Origin of the sequence: Microbacterium shimangi (genome assembly GCF_043556445.1) — a bacterium.
Lineage (GTDB): Bacteria > Actinomycetota > Actinomycetes > Actinomycetales > Microbacteriaceae > Microbacterium.
The window spans coordinates 230321-247567 of the sequence record NZ_JBIGII010000003.1; the positions used below are offsets into that span (position 1 = coordinate 230321).

Here is a 17247-nt window from a genome sequence, read left to right on the forward strand (position 1 = left end):
GCATCCGTTCTCCGACTCCCCTGTCACAACTGGCTGACCGCACCCGCCATTCGCGACAGGGGAACCGGGGTCGGGTTCGCTCCCCTGTCACGAAAGGTCGGCCACGTCCGCCGTTCGCGACAGGGGAACGGATGCTGCGCACCACCGCGGGACCCGCGCGTGACATTCGCCCGACCCGCTCCGCTGTCACGAACGGCCGGTCCGTTTCGCCGCATGCGACAGGGGAACCCGGGTGGGGTTCGCTCCCCTGTCACGAACGGTCGGTCCTACCCGCCATTCGCGACAGGGGAACGGATGCTGCTCACCAGCGCGCGACGTTCGCCCGCACCATTCCGCGACTCGCCACCCGGGCCACCCGCAATGCGGTGCGGGCGAAGCGGATGCTGCGCTGCTCCGCGCACCGGCCCCGAGCACGCCATGCACGATCCGGTGCGGCGGAAGCTCGAACCGGAGTCAGCGCCCGGCTGTCGGCTTCAAGAGAGGCCGGAGTAGACGTGCAGGCCTTTGAAGAACAGGTTCACGATCGTGAAGTTGAACAGCACCGCGGTGAAGCCGATGATCGACAGCCAGGCCGAGCGGGTTCCGCGCCAGCCGCGGGTTGCGCGGGCGTGGATGTATCCGGCGTAGAGCACCCAGATGACGAACGTCCAGACCTCTTTGGTGTCGAAGCCCCAGTAGCGGCCCCAGGCGTCGTTGGCCCAGATCGACCCGGCGATGAGGGTGAAGGTCCAGAAGATGAAGCCGACGATGGCGAAGCGGTAGGCGAGCGACTCGAGCGCGTCGGCCGCCGGGATCGTGCGGAGGAAGCGAAGGCCCGTCTTCGCGGTGGATGCTTCGCCCGACGCCTTCTCGGTCAGCGCGATCGCGGCGATGCGGCTCTCGCGGCGTGCCTGCAGGAGCTGCAGCACCGACAGGGCGAACGCGAGCGCGAACAGACCCGTGGCGAACGCGGCGACGAAGACGTGCACGACGAGCCATACCGACTTCAGCGGATCGGCGAGAGGGGTCACCTCTACGTACAGGCCACCGAGCAGCGTGCCGCCGAGCAGCACGATCGTGAGCCCGGTGATGAACGAGCCGAGGAACTTGAGGTCGTACCGGAAGAGCACCACGAGGTAGACGGCGACGATGAGCATCGTGCCCGTGAGCGCGAACTCGTACATGTTCGACCAGGGCACGCGCTGGGCTTCGATGCCGCGGGTGACGTCGCCCGCGACGTGGAACAGGAAGGCCAGAACCGTCAGCGCCGTGCCGATGCGCCCCCACACGAACCGCGGCTGCGGCTCGACCTGAACAGCGGATGCTGAGGGACCACCCGTGCGCGTCGGCGACCCGCCGCCCGCGGCGACGAGTTCGGGCACCGCGGCAGCATCCTGCGCCTTGAGGGCGAGGTCGGAGCGACGCGCGAGGTCGACCGCGTACGCGATGAATGCGAGGACGTAGATGGCGATCGACGTCCAGACCAGCAACAGCGATACCGTGTCGAGCGAGAGTGCTTCTTCGGTTCCGGCCATGGGGCTCATTCTACTTCCGGGGTCGGGCGTCGGGCCTCGAATGCCACGGAATGACGGGCTTCGAGCATGCGCACGGCGTCGCCGAGCATGGGGTCCTCGCCGCGGGCGAGACCCGCGTATTCGATGCGCACCGCGTCGCCGTCGGGGGTCGCCTTGACCCACATGCGACGACGCGGGACGAACAGGCCGGCGAGTAGTCCGCCGAGCGCGAGCAGGGCGAAGACCAGCACGAAGGGTGCGGCGATGTCGCGGTGGATGGAGAGTGAGACGAACCGCTTCACCGACTGGTCGGCGTTCGGTGCCCCCTCGGGTGACTCGTCGTCGAACGTGATGGTACCCAGCCCGTTCGGCAGGTCCTGCGTCTGTCCGGGTGCGAGCTCGATGGAGTCGATGCCGGTGTCGCCGCCGGTGAGCTGCTGCATCTCTGTCGTATCGAGCGTGTAAACCGACCGAGGGGTTCCGCCGTCGATCCCGAGGTCGCCCTGGTAGACGTTGAGCGTCAGCACCGGATTCGTCAGCGACGGGTAGGCGGAGGTGAACGCGCCCGTGTCGAGAACGCTCTGCGTCGGGTAGAAGAACCCGACGAAGCCGAGCTGTTCGGGGAAGCCGTCGGGCACCTTGACGACCCCGAGCGAGGTCATGTTGGTGCCCTGTGGCAAGAACGGCACCGAGTCGGTGTAGACGACCGTTCCCTCGGCGTCTCGGATCGTGATGGTGGGGGCATAGCCGTTGCCGAGCAGATAGACGCGGTCGCCGGCGACGTCGAGCGGATGGTTCACGCGCACTTCGCCGTCACGCGGTTCTTCGCCGGCGATCCGGGTGGTCAGATGAGCGACGAAATCGCCCGCCTGACCCTGCCCCGCCTCACCGAACGGCACGTACGAGATGTCGAAGCGGTCGAGTGTCATCGCGTAGGGCACGAGGTTGTCGGCGTTGACGAAGCGCCCCGGGTTGAACGACGAATAGTCCAGCAGTGTGTTGGTGAACGTCGTCCCCTGCACGATCACGCGCTGCCCGGTATAGGTGAAGCCGCCGCCGACCCCGACGGTGATGAGCACGCCCACGAGCGCCGCGTGGAAGACGAGGTTGCCGGTCTCGCGCAGGTATCCGCGCTCGGCCGAGACGGAGAACGACCCGCGGCCGTCGTATCGCTCGACGCGGTACCCGCCCTTTCGCAGTTGCTCCTGCGCCACGGTGACCGCCGTGGCCGCGGCAGCCGCTGCATCCGCCCCCGGTTCGAGCTCGACCCGCGACTCGCGGTAGTCGTCGAGCCGGGCCAGCCGCGCGGGCGTGCGCGGCGGGCGGGTGCGAAGCGCCTTCCAGTGGTGCTTGGTGCGAGGCAGAACGCAACCGACGAGCGAGATGAACAGCAACAGGTAGATCGCCGAGAACCAGGGCGAGGTGTAGACGTCGAACAGGCTCAGGTTGTCGAGGATCGGCGCCAGATCGGGGTTGTCTGCGAAGTACTGCGTGACACCGTTCGGGTCGGCGCTGCGCTGCGGCACGATCGATCCCGGAACGGCCGCGATCGCCAGCAGAAGCAGCAGCACGAGGGCGGTGCGCATGCTCGTGAGCTGCCGCCATCCCCAGCGCAGCCAGCCGACGAACCCGAGGGCGGGCGAGGCGATCGCGTCGCCGTCGGCGTGATCGGACGGCCGAAGCGGATCGGCCGAGCCCGAACCGTCGTCGGGACCCGCTGCGGGATCGGAAGCCGAATCAGAGCGGGAGGGGGACACTTCCCATCACCCCCTGCAACTGCGACATGAGCGAGCCCCAGACCCCGGTGACCATCAGCAGGCCGAGGGCGATGAGGAAGATTCCGCCGATGATGTTGACCACCCGGATGTGCCGGCGCAGGAACGTCGTCGAACGCGTGGCCCAGCTGAAGCCGAGCGCGAGAAGCAGGAACGGAATGCCGAGGCCGAGCGAGTAGGCGAGGCCGAGCAGGGCGGCGCGACCCGGGTCGCCGAGGTTGTACGAGACCGAGAAGATCGCCGCGAGGGTCGGGCCGATGCAGGGCGTCCAGCCGATGCCGAGCGCGATGCCCAAAAGCGGCGCGCCGATGAGGCCGACGCTGCTCTTGGCCTGCATCCGCACCGTTCGCTGGGCGAGGCCGAAAAGACCGATGAAGACGAGCCCCATGAGGATCACGACGACGCCCATCACCCGGGTGATCGCATCGGCGTACTGCAAGAAGAAGCGACCGACCGTGCCGCCGAGCACGTTCACCGTCATGAAGACGAGGGTGAACCCGGCGATGAACAGAAGTACTCCGCCGAGAAGACGCCCTCGACCGGGAGAAGCGGATGCTGAACCCCGCCGCGGTGCGACCGTGCCGCCGATGAAGCCGAGGTACCCGGGAACGAGGGGCAGGACGCACGGGGACAGGAACGACACCAACCCGGCCGCCAGGGCGATGGGGACCGCGAGCCAGAGGGCGCCGTCGAAGACGATCGCGCCGGGGTTCACGCGGTCTCCGCGAGAGCGTCGCGCACGAGCGTCTCGAGGATCGACGCCTCTTGCAGCTCGCCGATGATGCGCGCGGCCACGCGGCCCTTCTTGTCGAGGACGAGGGTGGTGGGGGTGGCGTTGATGGGGGTCTTGTCGGCGAACGCCAGCTTCACGTCTCCGCTGTTGACGTCGATGACGCTGGGGTACGTCACACCGTTGTCGCGGGCGAACGACGCCGCGGTTTCGGCCTGGTCGTAGGTGTTCACCCCGAGGAATGCCACCGCCTCGCCGTCGAAGGCGGCGTAGGCGTCTTCGAGGCGCGGAGCCTCGACGATGCAGGGGCCGCACGCGGCGTACCAGAAGTTCACGACCAACACCTCGCCCGCGTAGTCGGCGCTGGCGACCTGGGCCCCGTTCTCGGTCACCCCGGCGAACTCGACGGGCTCACCGCGTTCGGCCGCCGGTACCTCGTCGACACGGAAGTCGCCCGCGATGAAGCCCTTGTTGTCGCCCTCGCGATACTGCGTGGCGAGCGGGTCGCTGGTGCACGCGGCGAGGCCCATGACAAGGGCAGCGGCTGCGACCGCGGCGAGAACGCGGCGCATCACACCGCTCCGACGTCGATGGAGCCCGCGGTGGTGGCCGGTTCTGCGTAACCCGTCTCGACCCACCGCTGACCGGTGGCGGGGTCGCCCCGCCGCTCGAAGGTCGTGACACTCGAGAGCGCGCACCGACGTCGTCGGGGATCGTGCTTCATCGGCTCCCCCGCGATGCGGAGGTGCGTGACCCAGATCGGCAGCTGGTGAGAGACGACGACGACATCGCCGCGTTCGACCCGGTTCCAGGCGTCGTCCATCGCCGCGAGCATCCGCGAGACGACCCGCTCGTACGGCTCGCCCCAGCTGGGCACGGCGGGGCGGGCGAGGTGGCGCCAGTTCACAGGATTGGCGAGGGCCTGCTGCATCCGTCGACCCTCGAAGACGTTCGTGGGCTCGATGACGCGCTCGTCGATGTAGGGATCGATGCCGAACATCTCCTCGAACGGCTCAGCCGATTCGCGCGTGCGCTGCAGCGGCGAGGCGACGAGCGCTCCGATCGGACGCTGCAACCCGTGCACGTGTTCCGCCGCCTGGCGTGCCATTCGGCGACCGTCGGCGCTCAACCCGAAACCGGGGAGCCGCCCGTACAGGACGCGGCGCGGGTTGTGCACCTCGCCATGGCGAACGAGATGGAGACGGTCTGCGGGCACGCGCCCATTCTACGGCGGGCGGTTCTGCGAGCCCCCTGAGCGGTTCGATATCGAACGGTCTCAGACCTGACCCGTCTGCGACTCGCGGCGAGCGCGCACCGCGGCACGGATGCGGACGAACAGGAACCAGGCGACGAGTGCGACCACGACGGCGATGACGATGTACTGGAAGACGTCGGCGTACTGCTCGATGACGTGCCAGTTCTCGCCCAGGAGGAAGCCGGCCATGACGAAGATCGTGTTCCAGACGGCGCTGCCGGCGCCGGTGAGCAGGCCGAACTTCCACAGCGGCATCCGAGACACCCCCGCGGGGATGGAGATGAGGCTCCGGAAGATCGGGATCATGCGTCCGAAGAACACCGCGGCCCAGCCGTGCTTGTGGAACCACGCGACCGTGCGATCGACGTCGTCCCCCTTCATCAGCGGCATCCACTCCGCGATGCGCCGCAGACGCGCGGCTCCGAGCCACGCACCGATGCCGTACAGCACGAAGGCTCCGACGACCGACCCGACGGTCGTCCAGATCAGTGCCTCGGCGAGCGTGAACGCACCGCGGGAGGCGGTCAGTCCGGCCATCGGCAGCACGACCTCGCTCGGAAGCGGCGGGAAGAGGTTCTCGAGCGCGATCGCGGCCCCGGCGCCCACCGGGCCAATGACCTCCATCAGCGAGACGGTCCAGTCGGCCAGGGATGAGAGCCACGAGCCGTCCCCGGAAGACTCCGCAGCGCCGCTCACGGCGGAGGTCACGAGCAGGGTGGTATCGGTCATCGGGTGCCTTCGCGCTCGGTGATCAGCCGCCCGACCGGGCGCCCCTCCCAGCCTAGGCGGGCCGCATCCGCGAATCCTGGGTGCCATCCCCCGGCGCGAGGGTGGCTACCCCGAAGCATCCGCTCACCGCCGAACGGCTGCCCCGACGATCGCCGCGGCGACGAACCACAGCCCGACCATGAGGGCAGCGCTCGTGAGGGGCACCCAGAAGGCGAGCCGCTGCCTGACCAGCAGCATGACGGCTGCGGCGACGCCGAGGAGAAGCACGGCCCAGGGCGAGATGACCCCGAACCAGAGCCCCACGTTCATGAGCGCGTAGTCGCAGGTCGCGGCGGAGCACGATTCGGAGGCGAGCGCGAGAAAGAACCCGGCGTAGGAGGCGGCGAGTGCGAAGAGGGTGAGCAGCACCAGCAGCACCACGCTGAGTGCGACGTCCCAGACGCGCCGCCGGGGCGCCCGCTCGGTCGGGAGCGTGCGAAACGACGACGGAGGCATCGAGAACGTCACGTTCGTCATTTTAGGGACGAGCGGATGCTGCGAGCAGGCTCAGCGCGTGATCCGCATACGCAGCACGTCCGTGCGCTGAAGCGTCACCCCGTATGCGAGCACCGTTCCATCGCGGTCGGTGGTGAGCTGTTCGGTCCGCAGCACCGACACCCCAGCGTGGATTCCGAGCAGCTGGGCGTCCGCCGCATCCACCGTGACCGCCTCGATGTCGGTCGACGTGTGCGACACCGCTCCCGGAACGTGCTGATCCAGCATGTCGAAAAGGCCGTACTCGAGCTGCATCATCGACGACGGGTCGATCGGCACGCCTCGGACGGTCAGCGGGATGTGTTCGACCATGTAGGCGGAAGGCACGCCGTCCGCCGTGAAGAGCCGGTGCACCTGCCAGACCTCGGTGCCGGCCGGGATCCCCAACTCACGCGCTTGCTCCGCCGTCGCATTCGCGCGACCGAACGAGGCGTCGCGAAGAGACACCGTCCGGCCGGCGTCCCTCACCCGATCGCGGTAGGAGCGAATCGCGGACATGCTCAGAGACGAGGCCCGCGGCACGCTCACGAACGTGCCCACCCCCCAGCGGCGTTGGACGCTGCCCTCCGCCGCCAGTTGACCCAGGGCCTCGCGCACAGAGCTTCGACTTACGTCGAGCCGCTCGGCGAGCTGCTTCTCGTTCGGGAGTTGCTCCCCGACCACATACCCGTCCGCGATCAAGCCCCGGAGTGCGGCGACAGTGGTGGCTACGACGCTGTCACGTTTAATCGTTCGCTCCCGTCGGGTGGTGCTCGGCTGCTGCCGGAGCGTCCTTCGAGTTCTACCAGACCTCGGCGAGGACGCGCAGCGCATTGCCGCCCAAGACCTTGCCGATCTCCTCGTCGCTGTAGTCGTGCTTGACGAGCCACCCGGCGATGTTCGCGAAGCTCTCCCCGGGGTTCTCGAGCCCGTCCACGTACTCGACCCGCGGGTGATCGACCCCGGCCGGCGACTTCTGCGCGTAGTTGCCCGCATACGCCTTGTGCACCGCGACGTGGTCGCCGAACATCGTGTCGGGGCCGAACGACACGTGATCGATGCCCACGAGGTCGACGCAGTAGCGGAAGTGATCCATCACCGAATCGATGCTGTGCACGGGGTGCTCGGGCGAAAGAGTCGTGTGGGGCGCCGCCTCGAGCCCGATCAGACCGCCCCTGGCGGCGCAGGCGATGATGGTCTCGTCGTCCTTCATCCGGTTGATCGGCCAGACGGCTCGCGCTCCGGCGTGGGTGATCATCACGGGTACCGCCGATCGTTCGATCGTCTCAAGCCCCGTCCGGTCACCGCAGTGCGAGATGTCGATGAGCATGCCGAGCTTGTTCATCCGCTCGACGGCGCTGCGACCGAAGTTGGTCAGGCCGGCGTCCGCGGGCTCGGACAACCCGCCACCCAGCATGTTCGATTGAGAATAGGCGATGCCGAGCTGGCGCACTCCGAACCCGTAGAGCATGTCGATGCGGTCCAGTTCGTTCTCGATCATCGTCGAGCACTCGAACCCCGCGATGAGGGCCACGCGCCCGTCCCGCTTCGCGGCGTGGATGTCTTCGACACTCGTTGCCAGCCGCACGAAATCCTGCTTGGCCAGATCGGCCAGACGAAACCCGAGCGCGTAGATCATGTCGTCCCACTTCCACCCGTGCTGACTGGTGACGCATGACGCCCCCGCCATGAAGTTGTCGATCACGGCGGTGAGTCCCGAGTGGGCAAGGCCTTCGTATCCGGTGCGCTGACGTCCGGTCCGGTTGTAGCGCTTGACCTGGTCCCCGTCCTCGGGAAGCACGACGGCGTGCTCGTGCAGCGAGAGCACGACGTTGTCTGCCATGAGGCGGCGCACACGCGATGTCTGAGCCTCATCCAGGCCCAGCTCGTACGGCGGGACGCGGCCGATCTGCGCCGCGAGATCGAAGTGCTGATAGTCCGCACCCGGCGTCAGGTAACCGTAGGCGGTGTACCCGTCGTATTCGGGTGCGCGGCTGATGATCGACATATGTGCTCCTAGTGCGAGAGGGCGGGCTCGGAAACGAGCGGAAAGTGGCAGGCCGCGACGCGCGCACCGCCGGCGGGAACGGGTTCGAGCGGGGGTTCGACCTGCGCGCACACGTCCTGGGCTTTCCAGCAGCGGGTACGGAACCGGCAGCCGCTGGGCGGGTCGACGGGGCTCGGGGGGTCACCCGCCAGCAACCGGCGGTCCCCCGTGTCGCGTCGAGACGGATCGGGGCTGGGCACAGCCGAGAGCAGCGCGCTGGTGTAGGGATGCGCCGGCGTGTCGTAGACCTGGGTACGCGGACCGAGCTCGGCCATCTTTCCCAGGTACATGACCCCGATGCGGTCCGAGATATGTCTGACCACCGACAGATCGTGAGCGATGAAGACGTAGGCGAGACCGAGTTCTCGCTGCAGACGCTGAAGAAGGTTGACCACCTGCGCCTGTACCGACACATCGAGGGCTGAGACGGGTTCGTCGCACACGACCACTTCGGGATCGAGCGCCAGCGCACGAGCGATGCCGATCCGCTGACGTTGACCCCCGGAGAACTGGAAAGGGAAGCGATCCAGGTGATCCGGGTTCAGCCCGACGAGCTCTGCGAGCTCAGCCACCCGAGCTTCCCGCTTATCCCTGGGGAGCACCCCGGGATGAATCTGGAAGGGCTGGAGCAGCGTCTCTCGCACGGTGCGGCGGGGGTTCAGGGACGAATAAGGATCCTGGAGCACGATCTGGATGCGTCGGCGCATGTCGCGGCGGGAAGACCCGCGTAGCGCATGCAGATCCTCGCCCCGGAACCGGACCGCGCCGGCCGTCGGCGTTTCGAGGCCAACGATGGTGCGCGCCAGGGTGGTCTTGCCGCACCCTGATTCACCGACGATGCCGATCGTCTCGCCCTTGCGCAGGTCGAAGCTGATCCCGTCCAGCGCCTTGACGCTGCGACCGGCTCGGCCGAAGCGTGCGCCGGCGACCGGGAAGTGCTTCGTCAGGCTGTCGACATTCAGAACCACATCATGCTCGTTCATGGAGCACCTCCTCGCGACGGTGACAGGCGGAAACCCGGCTGAGGTCAGCGGCGGGGGGTGACAGCTCGGGCCGGGCCGTCGCGCACAGGCCGATCGCGGCGTCGCAACGGGTGCGGAACGAACAGCCGACCGGCAGGTCGAGCAGATTCGGCGGAGCACCCGGGATCGCCCAGAGTGCTTCCTCATCACGGTCGGGGCGAGGCACGGATCGAAGCAGCCCCCTCGTGTAGGGGTGAGCGGGGCGCTCGAAGAGCTCGAACACCGTCCCCTTCTCCACCATCCGCCCGGCGTACATGACGGCAACCTGATCGGCGACCTCCGCAACGACACCGAGGTCGTGGGTGATGAGCACGAGTGCCATCCCGGTTTCCCGTTGGAGTTGGACGAGCAACTGCATGATCTGCGCCTGCACCGTCACATCCAGCGCGGTCGTGGGCTCATCGGCGATCAACACGCGCGGCTCGAGCGCGATGGCGAGCGCGATCATGACGCGCTGACGCATGCCCCCGGAGAACTGATGCGGATAGTCCTTCGCGCGCTCTCCCGCAGCGGGTATGCGCACTCGGCTCATCAGCTCGACGGCGTGTTTCCACGCGTCCCGTCGAGACATCCCGCGCCGAACGCGCAACAGTTCGGCGATCTGGCTCCCCACCGTGTACACGGGGTTGAGAGCGGACAACGAGTCCTGGAACACCATGGCGATACCTTCGCCGCTGATCCGACGTCGCTCCTCCTTGGTGACGGAGAGGAGGTCTCGGCCCTCGAACAGGATCTCGCCGCCGGTCACACGGCCGGGAGGGCTGTCGAGCAGACCCATGACCGTCTGAGCCGTGACGGACTTGCCGGATCCGGACTCACCGAGAATGGCCAAAGCGCTCCCGGCGTGGACGTCGAAAGAGACATCCTGAACCGCTTTCACGACGCCGTCCCGGGTGCGGAACTCCACCCCGAGACTTCGAACGCTGAGGGATGGTTCACTCATCGACGCACCCCCGCCCGCTGCAGAAACGCCCGCACAGTGGATTGGAACTTCTCCGGTTCCTCGAGCTGCGGGGAGTGACCGGACTGTTCGAACACCACCAGTTCGGCATGGGGTATTCCGTCCGCGATCACCTGCGACGCGGGCACCGGTGTTCGCCAGTCATGCCGGCCGACGACGACGAGCGTGGGGCAGGCGATCTGCCCGAGGCGCGCCGTCAGGTCGTAGCGCGGCATGTTCTGGCCGAAAGCGGCGTTGTGCGTGGCGTAGTGATAACGCGTCGCCTGCGCTTTGCGCTCGGTCGCCGCGGGGTCGTAGGAGTGGTCGTAGAGCGGCAGAATGCCCCTCCAGTAACGTTCGAATTCATCGTTGTCTGCGAACTCTCCCGTGCCGATGCGAGAGATGGTCCACTCGTCGATCGTCACTCGATCACTCGAGCGGGCGCGATCGACTGCGAGATGGTCGTAGTCGGTGTTGGCCGCGGTATCGCGAAGGATCAGCGCGCTCACCCGATCTGGGTGCGTCAGCGTGTACTCCATGGCGAGGAACCCCCCGTAGGAGCCACCGGCCATGACGAAGCGGTCGATTTGGAGATGCGACCGGATAGCGTCGATGTCTGCGACCCACTGCTCGTGGGTGTACGGAGGAGCGTCGTCGGATTCCCCGGAACCACGAGCGTCGAACGTGACGATGCGGTACTCGTCCGCGAACGGACCGAAGGAGCGAACGGGTTCGGACCGGGAACCGAGGCCGGGCGCCCCGTGGTGCACGATGATCGCAGGGGCATCCGGCTCACCCAAGACCTGCAATCGCAGGCGGGCACCGTTGATGTCTGCGACGGTTTCGTCGGTGCGGATGCTCATAGGGCGATCACGTTCTCCTCGATGCTTCGCGGATAGCGGGTGAGTCGTTGCGGCCCGTCGTCGGTGACGAGAACGGTGTCTGAGATCCGGTAACCGGCGTGACCAGGCACGTAGACCCCGGGTTCGCTGGAGAGGATCATTCCCGAAGCGAGCACGGTGTCGTCCCCGTCCTCCAGCCAGGGAGCCTCGTGCTGGCCGATCCCGATGCCGTGCCCGAGTCGGTGGCGGATGAACTGGCCGCAACCCGCCCCTCGGATGACGTCCAGGCTTTCCGCGTTGACGGACGCGCACGTGCGTCCGACCTGCATCGCGGCGGTCCCGACGTTCTGCGCGCGACGCGCCACGTCGAAGTACATACGCTGCTCCGCCGTCGGTTCGCCGATGACGAAGGTGCGTTCACTCTCGACGAAGCGGCTCGCCACCGCCGCACCCAGCGAGAGGATCAGAGTGTCGCCCGCCTCTATCCGGCGACTCGAAGGGAGCCCGTGAGGGCGGGCGGAGTTGGGGCCCGCGTAGACGAGGCCTCCCGCAAGCTTGGTGGTGTACACGACGTGCGAGTAGTCGGTGTACATCCGATCCGTGCCGTATCCGACGACGTGCCGTGCCACTTCGCCTTCCGTGGGCAACAGCCGCCCCTCCGAGATCGCCGACTCGATGAGCGCGCGGCCCGCGCCCAGCATGTCGTCGCAGATCGCGGCAGCCTCGCGGTGCAACCCGATTTCTTCGGGCTCCTTGCGCAACCGCAGGTCACCGACCACCCCCGAGCGCTCGAACACCGCGTCTGGGAACGCATCCTGAAGGCGCGCCAGCCCCGCCACCGTGAGGCTCGCGCTGAAACCGATCCGGGCACGAGCGCGAGCGGCGTTGAGCGCGTCGGCGAGATGCCATTCCGGGGTGCGGACACCCGGGTACTCGAAGTAGGTCCGAACGTCCGCGTGCACGCCCTGGGCGAGTGCGTACTCGGCATCGAGTTCGGGAACGAGGGCGACACGACGCCCGTCGGCGCCGAACCACACGTAGACAGGACGCTCGTTCACGGCGTAGAAGAAACCCGTCAGGTAGGCGACGTCGCCGGGCGCCGAGACGATCAGTCCGTCGAGCCGCGCCTCCTGGAGTCGGGCGCTCAGGCGCGCCTGCACCCGGTCGTAGAAAGCCGTGGACAAGCGCATCAGGCGGCCCTCGTCCGGGGATCGCGCGAATCGTTGTATCGGATGCCGGCGATGGTCGCGGCCAGGACGAGGACGAGGATCGCCAACGAGGGGAAGAGCGTCTGCCACCAGGCTGTCGAGATGACGCCGGACCGCTGCGCATTCAGCAGAATCCGACCCCACGACCACGACGAAGGGTCGCCCATCCCGAGGAAGCTGAGGCCCGCCTCGGAGATCACCGCGCGGGCGGCCTGGAGGAGCACACTGACCACGATGAGTGGAACGACGGCGGGCAGGATCTCGGTCGAGATGATGCGCGGCGCACCAGCGCCCAGCACTCTCGCGCTGTCGATGTACGGCATCGACGACACCACGAGTGCATTCGAGCGGATCAGCCGCGCCACCTCTGCCCACGAGAGCACTCCGATGACGATGGTCAACGTCGCAACGCTGGGCCCGGCCAGGGCCGTCACGAGGATCATGAGCGGGAGGAGCGGGAGCGACAGCATCACGTCGGTCAGAGTGGTCACGATCGGATCGAGGCGACGGACGTAGGCACCGGTCAGGCCCACCGCGGTGCCGATCACGATCGCGATCAGCGAAGCGGCGACGCCCACGATGAGGCTGACCCGCGACCCCCAGACGACCTGGGCGAAGACATCTTGTCCGAGGTCGTCGGTGCCGAACCAATGCTGCGTGGACGGGGGCTGGAGGATGTCGGTGCCGAGACCCCCCGGACGCTCGATGACCATCGGACCGACGACGGCGGTGAGGACGAAGACCCCGAGTACGGCGACGGAGATCCACCCGCTGGGGGCGGCGAAGAATCCGCCTCCCCTCCTCTTCCGTCCTCGGGTGAGGGCTCCGAGTGGCGTCATCGTGGTGGTAGCGGGTGCGCTCATGTGCGGATCCTGGGGTTGAGGAGCATGGCGATGAGGTCGGTCAGGAGGTTCGCGACCACGACGGTGATGGCCAGGATCACGAAGGCACCCTGGAGCATCGGGTAGTCCAGCTGTTGCACCGACTCGTAGATCAGTCGGCCGACGCCCGGATAGGCGAAGATCGTCTCCGTCAGAACGGCTCCACCCACGAGCGCTCCCAGTTGCAGGCCCATCAGCGTGAGCGCGGGGAGGATCGCGTTGCGCAGAGCGTGGCGCCAGACCGTGCGGCGTTGGGTGAGTCCTCGCGAGCGTGCGCTCTTGATGTAGTCCTCACCGAGCACTTCGAGCATGTTGGTGCGCAGCGTCAGCGCATACGGCCCCACCTGCACCAGCACGAGCGAGAGAAGGGGAAGCGCAAGGTGGTGCAGCAGGCTCCCATATGCGGCAACACCGCGCGTGTCCGGATCTATCGCTCCGCCTATGGGGAACCACTGCAGGTTCGCGGCGAAAACCACGAGGAGGAGGATGGCGACGCTCGGAACGAAGAGGGCGTTGCTCGTGATCCCGAGGAACTGGACGAGCTTGTCGACCACCTTCCCCTTCCCCACCGCCGCATAGACACCGAGCGGAATGCCGACCAAGACGGTCAGTACGAACGCCGAGCCTGCCAGCAGCAGAGTCCACGGCAGTCTCTCGAGCAGGACCTCGCTCACCGGGACGAGCTGCCGGAACGAGACGCCGAGGTTGCCCGTCAGCAGTTCGCCGAGGTACAGCACGTACTGAACGACGAGTGGTTGATCGAGCCCGTACTGCTCGCGCAGCGCTTGCTGCATGGCGGGGGTCATGTCCCCTTCGACGACGAGGAGGGTCGGATCTGCGGGCAGAAGCCTCAGCAGGAGAAACGTCACGGTCACGGCGATCCACACGGTGATCACCGCTCGGAGCGCCTTCTTCAGCACGTAAGGCAACACGCGTTTCCTCCCCTCCTCGTCTCGCCCGGTCAGGAGACCGGAACGACCTGCGACAGCGAATACCCGGTGACCATGCCCAGCAGGTCGCTGGGCGAGGGGTCGAAGCCCTCGAACCGGTCAGACCGGTACGCGAACGTGAAATCCTCGACGTACAGCGGCGTGAGCAGAGCCTGATCGTGCACGTACTCGTCGATGTCCTTGATCTTCGCGACGAACTGGTCGCGGTCGTCCGTGACGGCCGCATCGTTGATCATCGCGTCGAGTTCGGCGTCCTCGACGAGGTTGTAGTTGATCCCGCCCGGGTTGGACGAGAGGTACGTGCTGCGCAGCTGATCCATCGGGTTGTCGAACACGCCCCACTGGGACAGGTCGATGTCGTATTCGCCGTTCTTCGTCCGCGACAGGAAGGTGTTGCGCTCGATGCAAGCGAGGCGGATGTCGATCCCCGCTTCGAGAGCGTCTTCACGGACGACCTCCGCCACCCGGGTGAGGTTCGCGTTGGACTGGTCGCACACCATCTCGAACGACAGGTCGTCGAGCACACCGTCACCGTTCGCGTCGGCATATCCGGCGTCTTCGAGAAGTTCCTTCGCCGCGGCGGGGTCGAAGGGATATGCGTCGAGATCGGTGTTGTCGTATTCCGCGAACACGGGAGAGATCGGACCGACCATGGTGTCGCCTCCGCCCTGCAGGATCGTCGCGATGATCGACTCCGTGTCGACCACCATCGAGATCGCCTGCCGGACGACCTGATCCGAGAGCACCTCGTTCTGCATGTTGTACGTCAGATGGGCGAACCCGAGGGATCCGACCGTCTGCAGCGCGATGTTGGAGTCCGATTCCAGCGAGGCGGTCGCCGAAGCCGGTACCGGCGTTCCCATGAGATCGATGTCGCCGTTGCGCAACGCCAGGAGCATGGTGTTCACGTCGGGATAGATGACGTACTCGACGGTGCCCACTGCGGCGCCCCCCTCGGGGGCATAGGGGTAATTCGGATTCGACTTCATCGTGTAGCGCTGACCGCGCTCGGCGGAGTCGAGCACGTACGCACCCGCGCCGACCCAGTCGGCGTCATTGGCATACGTCGACACATCGTCGACCTCGGAGAAGATGTGCTCCGGCACGACCCGCATCCAGAAGCCGACACCCTCGGCGAAGGGGGCATACGGCTCGGTCAGGTTGAAGATGACTGTTGTGTCGTCCGGCGCTTCGACCGACTCGACCCACGTGAGCTTGGCCGCGACGTTGCCCAACTGGTTCTCGATGATCGTCTCTGCGGTGTACTTCACGTCCTGGGCGGTGACGGGCTCGCCGTCCGTCCATTCGAAGTCGTCTCGCAACGTGAAGATGACCGTCGCTCCGTCGTCCTCGGTCGTGTACCCCTCAGCCAGTTCGGGAACCTTCTCCGCGTTCCCGTCGATGCGCAGCAGCTGCGGATACATCGCGTTGAGGATCCAGCTGTCGGTCTTGGAGAGCGACCCGAGCGGGTTGAAGTTCGCGACGTCGGTCGTCGTTCCGATCCTCAACGTGGACGCCCCCGGCTCGGCGACCTCGACGGGTTCGCCTCCCTCATTCAGGCAACCGGTGAGCGTGAGCGACGCGACGGCGAGCGCCGCCACCGCCATGATTGTTCGTTTGAGCTTCATTGTGATTACCAGACCTCTTTCAGGACTCTGAGCACATTGGTTCCGATGACCTTGCGGATGTCATCGTCCTGATACCCGTTCGTGACGAGCCAGCCGACGATATTGGTGAAGTTCTCCGCGGGGTTCTCCATGCCTGCCACGAACGGCACCCGAGGGTGCTCGACATGACCGTGGGCCCGACTGATGGTCAGGTGGCCGGAGAAGGAATCGTGGAGACCGACGTGATCCCCGAAATTGGTGTCGGGCCCGAAGGCCACGTGGTCGATGCCGACGAGATCCACGCAGTATGCGAAGTGGTCCATCACCGACTCGAGGGAATGCTCCGGATGCGTTTCGGAGAGCGTCGTGTGAGGAGCGGCCTCGATGCCGATCACTCCGCCTCGCTCCGCGCACGCGACGATGACGTCGTCCGGCTTCATCCTGTTGGTCGGCCACACGCCGCGGGCGCCCGCGTGCGTGATGAAGATCGGAACCGACGAAGCGGCGATCACGTCTCGGCTGGTGCGGTCGCTGCTGTGGGAGATGTCGATCGCCATCCCCAGCTTGTTCATGCGCTCGACGGCGCGATGCCCGAAGTTGGTCAGCCCCCCATCGATCTCCTCCGAGAGGCCCGAGCCCAACTGATTGGCCATCGAGTACGCGATCCCGATCTGGCGCACTCCGAGCCCGTAGAGGATGTCGAGGCGGTCCAGCTCGTTCTCGATCGCCGTGGCTGCCTCGAGTCCGGCCACCATCGCGATGCGACCGGTCTCTTTCGCGCGAGTCAGGTCGTCGACGGTGCGCGCCAGCACGATGTGATCTTGTTTCGCGACGTCGGCGAACCTCAGACCGAGGTCGAAGATGACGTCGTTCCACTTCCAGCCGTTGGCGCTGGTGACGGTGTTCGTGCCGTTCATGAAGTTGTCGAAGAAGGCGGACATTCCCGAACGCGCCAGCCCGGCGAACCCCATGGCGTTCCGCCCGGTGCTGTTGTACTCGCGCAGCTCGTAGGGGTCGGCGGTCAAGATCTTCGGATGCTCGTGCAGCGAGATGACGTGCTCGTCCCGCAGGATGCGCGTCACGCGGGCCGCCTGCTCCTCGTCGAGCCCGAGATCGTAGGGTGCGACTCGACCGAGCTCCGGGGCGAGGTCGAAGACCCGATAGTCCTCGTGCGGCTCGAGGTAATCGAACGACGTGTAGCCGCGGTACTGCGGACTCGGTTCCTGCATATCATCTCCAGTGGTCGGACCTCTGA

The 17247-nt window shown here is 66.8% G+C and carries 17 protein-coding genes and 1 pseudogene; all 18 read right to left on the reverse strand.

The annotated features are described in order from the left end of the window. Positions 1-473: 473 nt before the first annotated feature. Positions 474-1514, reverse strand: coding sequence for a c-type cytochrome biogenesis protein CcsB (gene ccsB, locus ACFXQA_RS02775; RefSeq protein ID WP_394518264.1), 1041 nt, complete (start codon positions 1512-1514; stop codon positions 474-476). A 5-nt stretch (positions 1515-1519) separates the two neighbouring features. Then, positions 1520-3250, reverse strand: coding sequence for a cytochrome c biogenesis protein ResB (resB, locus tag ACFXQA_RS02780; protein ID WP_394518265.1), 1731 nt, complete (start codon positions 3248-3250; stop codon positions 1520-1522). Continuing rightward, positions 3231-3983: a cytochrome c biogenesis CcdA family protein gene (locus ACFXQA_RS02785; RefSeq protein WP_394518266.1), complete on the reverse strand. Its 753-nt coding sequence runs from the start codon at positions 3981-3983 to the stop codon at positions 3231-3233. The genes resB and ACFXQA_RS02785 overlap by 20 nt, the downstream gene beginning before the upstream one ends. After that, positions 3980-4570: a TlpA family protein disulfide reductase gene (locus ACFXQA_RS02790; RefSeq protein ID WP_394518267.1), complete on the reverse strand. Its 591-nt coding sequence runs from the start codon at positions 4568-4570 to the stop codon at positions 3980-3982. Before ACFXQA_RS02790 ends, ACFXQA_RS02785 begins: the two co-directional genes overlap by 4 nt. Then, positions 4570-5214 carry a histidine phosphatase family protein gene (locus ACFXQA_RS02795; protein WP_394518268.1) on the reverse strand — a complete coding sequence of 215 codons (645 nt, stop codon included), beginning with the start codon at positions 5212-5214 and terminating at the stop codon, positions 4570-4572. Before ACFXQA_RS02795 ends, ACFXQA_RS02790 begins: the two co-directional genes overlap by 1 nt. Positions 5215-5274: 60 nt before the next feature. Then, a complete protein-coding gene (locus ACFXQA_RS02800; protein WP_394518269.1) occupies positions 5275-5982 on the reverse strand; it encodes a DedA family protein in 708 nt (235 codons plus the stop codon). Positions 5983-6105: 123 nt separating this feature from the next. Beyond that, entirely contained in the window at positions 6106-6489 is a 384-nt protein-coding gene (locus tag ACFXQA_RS02805) for a hypothetical protein (protein ID WP_394518270.1), read from the reverse strand. A gap of 39 nt (positions 6490-6528) precedes the next feature. Then, complete coding sequence (locus ACFXQA_RS02810; protein WP_394519070.1) at positions 6529-7014, reverse strand: GntR family transcriptional regulator; 486 nt, start codon at positions 7012-7014, stop codon at positions 6529-6531. A gap of 39 nt (positions 7015-7053) precedes the next feature. Continuing rightward, positions 7054-7329 (reverse strand): annotated as a pseudogene (locus ACFXQA_RS02815) (FadR/GntR family transcriptional regulator); the annotation flags it as partial. Next, entirely contained in the window at positions 7298-8503 is a 1206-nt protein-coding gene (locus tag ACFXQA_RS02820; protein ID WP_394518271.1) for a dipeptidase, read from the reverse strand. The gene ACFXQA_RS02820 and the pseudogene ACFXQA_RS02815, both read right to left, overlap by 32 nt. Before the next feature lie 8 nt (positions 8504-8511). Further along, positions 8512-9525, reverse strand: coding sequence for an ABC transporter ATP-binding protein (locus ACFXQA_RS02825; RefSeq protein ID WP_394518272.1), 1014 nt, complete (start codon positions 9523-9525; stop codon positions 8512-8514). Beyond that, positions 9512-10507, reverse strand: a complete 996-nt coding sequence (locus ACFXQA_RS02830; protein ID WP_394518273.1) for an ABC transporter ATP-binding protein — start codon at positions 10505-10507, stop codon at positions 9512-9514. The genes ACFXQA_RS02825 and ACFXQA_RS02830 overlap by 14 nt, the downstream gene beginning before the upstream one ends. After that, positions 10504-11367, reverse strand: a complete 864-nt coding sequence (locus ACFXQA_RS02835; RefSeq protein WP_394518274.1) for an alpha/beta fold hydrolase — start codon at positions 11365-11367, stop codon at positions 10504-10506. The genes ACFXQA_RS02830 and ACFXQA_RS02835 overlap by 4 nt, the downstream gene beginning before the upstream one ends. Next, complete coding sequence (locus ACFXQA_RS02840) at positions 11364-12536, reverse strand: M24 family metallopeptidase (RefSeq protein WP_394518275.1); 1173 nt, start codon at positions 12534-12536, stop codon at positions 11364-11366. The genes ACFXQA_RS02835 and ACFXQA_RS02840 overlap by 4 nt, the downstream gene beginning before the upstream one ends. Beyond that, on the reverse strand, positions 12536-13417 hold the full coding sequence (locus tag ACFXQA_RS02845; protein ID WP_394518276.1) for an ABC transporter permease: 882 nt from the start codon (positions 13415-13417) through the stop codon (positions 12536-12538). Before ACFXQA_RS02845 ends, ACFXQA_RS02840 begins: the two co-directional genes overlap by 1 nt. After that, the gene (locus ACFXQA_RS02850; protein ID WP_394519071.1) at positions 13414-14355 is read right to left on the reverse strand and encodes an ABC transporter permease; all 942 of its coding nucleotides are present in this window, start codon (positions 14353-14355) and stop codon (positions 13414-13416) included. Before ACFXQA_RS02850 ends, ACFXQA_RS02845 begins: the two co-directional genes overlap by 4 nt. Positions 14356-14396: 41 nt before the next feature. Continuing rightward, complete coding sequence (locus ACFXQA_RS02855) at positions 14397-16013, reverse strand: ABC transporter substrate-binding protein (RefSeq protein ID WP_394518277.1); 1617 nt, start codon at positions 16011-16013, stop codon at positions 14397-14399. A gap of 5 nt (positions 16014-16018) precedes the next feature. Beyond that, positions 16019-17221, reverse strand: coding sequence for a dipeptidase (locus ACFXQA_RS02860; protein WP_394518278.1), 1203 nt, complete (start codon positions 17219-17221; stop codon positions 16019-16021). Between the last annotated feature and the right edge of the window lie 26 nt (positions 17222-17247).

Bases quoted from the DNA above. Each gene is read 5' to 3' on its own strand.
- ccsB (WP_394518264.1), bottom strand. From the start codon at position 1,514: ATGGCCGGAACCGAAGAAGCACTCTCGCTCGACACGGTATCGCTGTTG.
- ACFXQA_RS02790 (WP_394518267.1), bottom strand. From the start codon at position 4,570: ATGCGCCGCGTTCTCGCCGCGGTCGCAGCCGCTGCCCTTGTCATGGGC.
- ACFXQA_RS02800 (WP_394518269.1), bottom strand. From the start codon at position 5,982: ATGACCGATACCACCCTGCTCGTGACCTCCGCCGTGAGCGGCGCTGCG.
- ACFXQA_RS02810 (WP_394519070.1), bottom strand. From the start codon at position 7,014: ATGTCCGCGATTCGCTCCTACCGCGATCGGGTGAGGGACGCCGGCCGG.
- ACFXQA_RS02820 (WP_394518271.1), bottom strand. From the start codon at position 8,503: ATGTCGATCATCAGCCGCGCACCCGAATACGACGGGTACACCGCCTAC.
- ACFXQA_RS02825 (WP_394518272.1), bottom strand. From the start codon at position 9,525: ATGAACGAGCATGATGTGGTTCTGAATGTCGACAGCCTGACGAAGCAC.
- ACFXQA_RS02830 (WP_394518273.1), bottom strand. From the start codon at position 10,507: ATGAGTGAACCATCCCTCAGCGTTCGAAGTCTCGGGGTGGAGTTCCGC.
- ACFXQA_RS02835 (WP_394518274.1), bottom strand. From the start codon at position 11,367: ATGAGCATCCGCACCGACGAAACCGTCGCAGACATCAACGGTGCCCGC.
- ACFXQA_RS02840 (WP_394518275.1), bottom strand. From the start codon at position 12,536: ATGCGCTTGTCCACGGCTTTCTACGACCGGGTGCAGGCGCGCCTGAGC.
- ACFXQA_RS02845 (WP_394518276.1), bottom strand. From the start codon at position 13,417: ATGAGCGCACCCGCTACCACCACGATGACGCCACTCGGAGCCCTCACC.
- ACFXQA_RS02855 (WP_394518277.1), bottom strand. From the start codon at position 16,013: ATGAAGCTCAAACGAACAATCATGGCGGTGGCGGCGCTCGCCGTCGCG.
- ACFXQA_RS02860 (WP_394518278.1), bottom strand. From the start codon at position 17,221: ATGCAGGAACCGAGTCCGCAGTACCGCGGCTACACGTCGTTCGATTAC.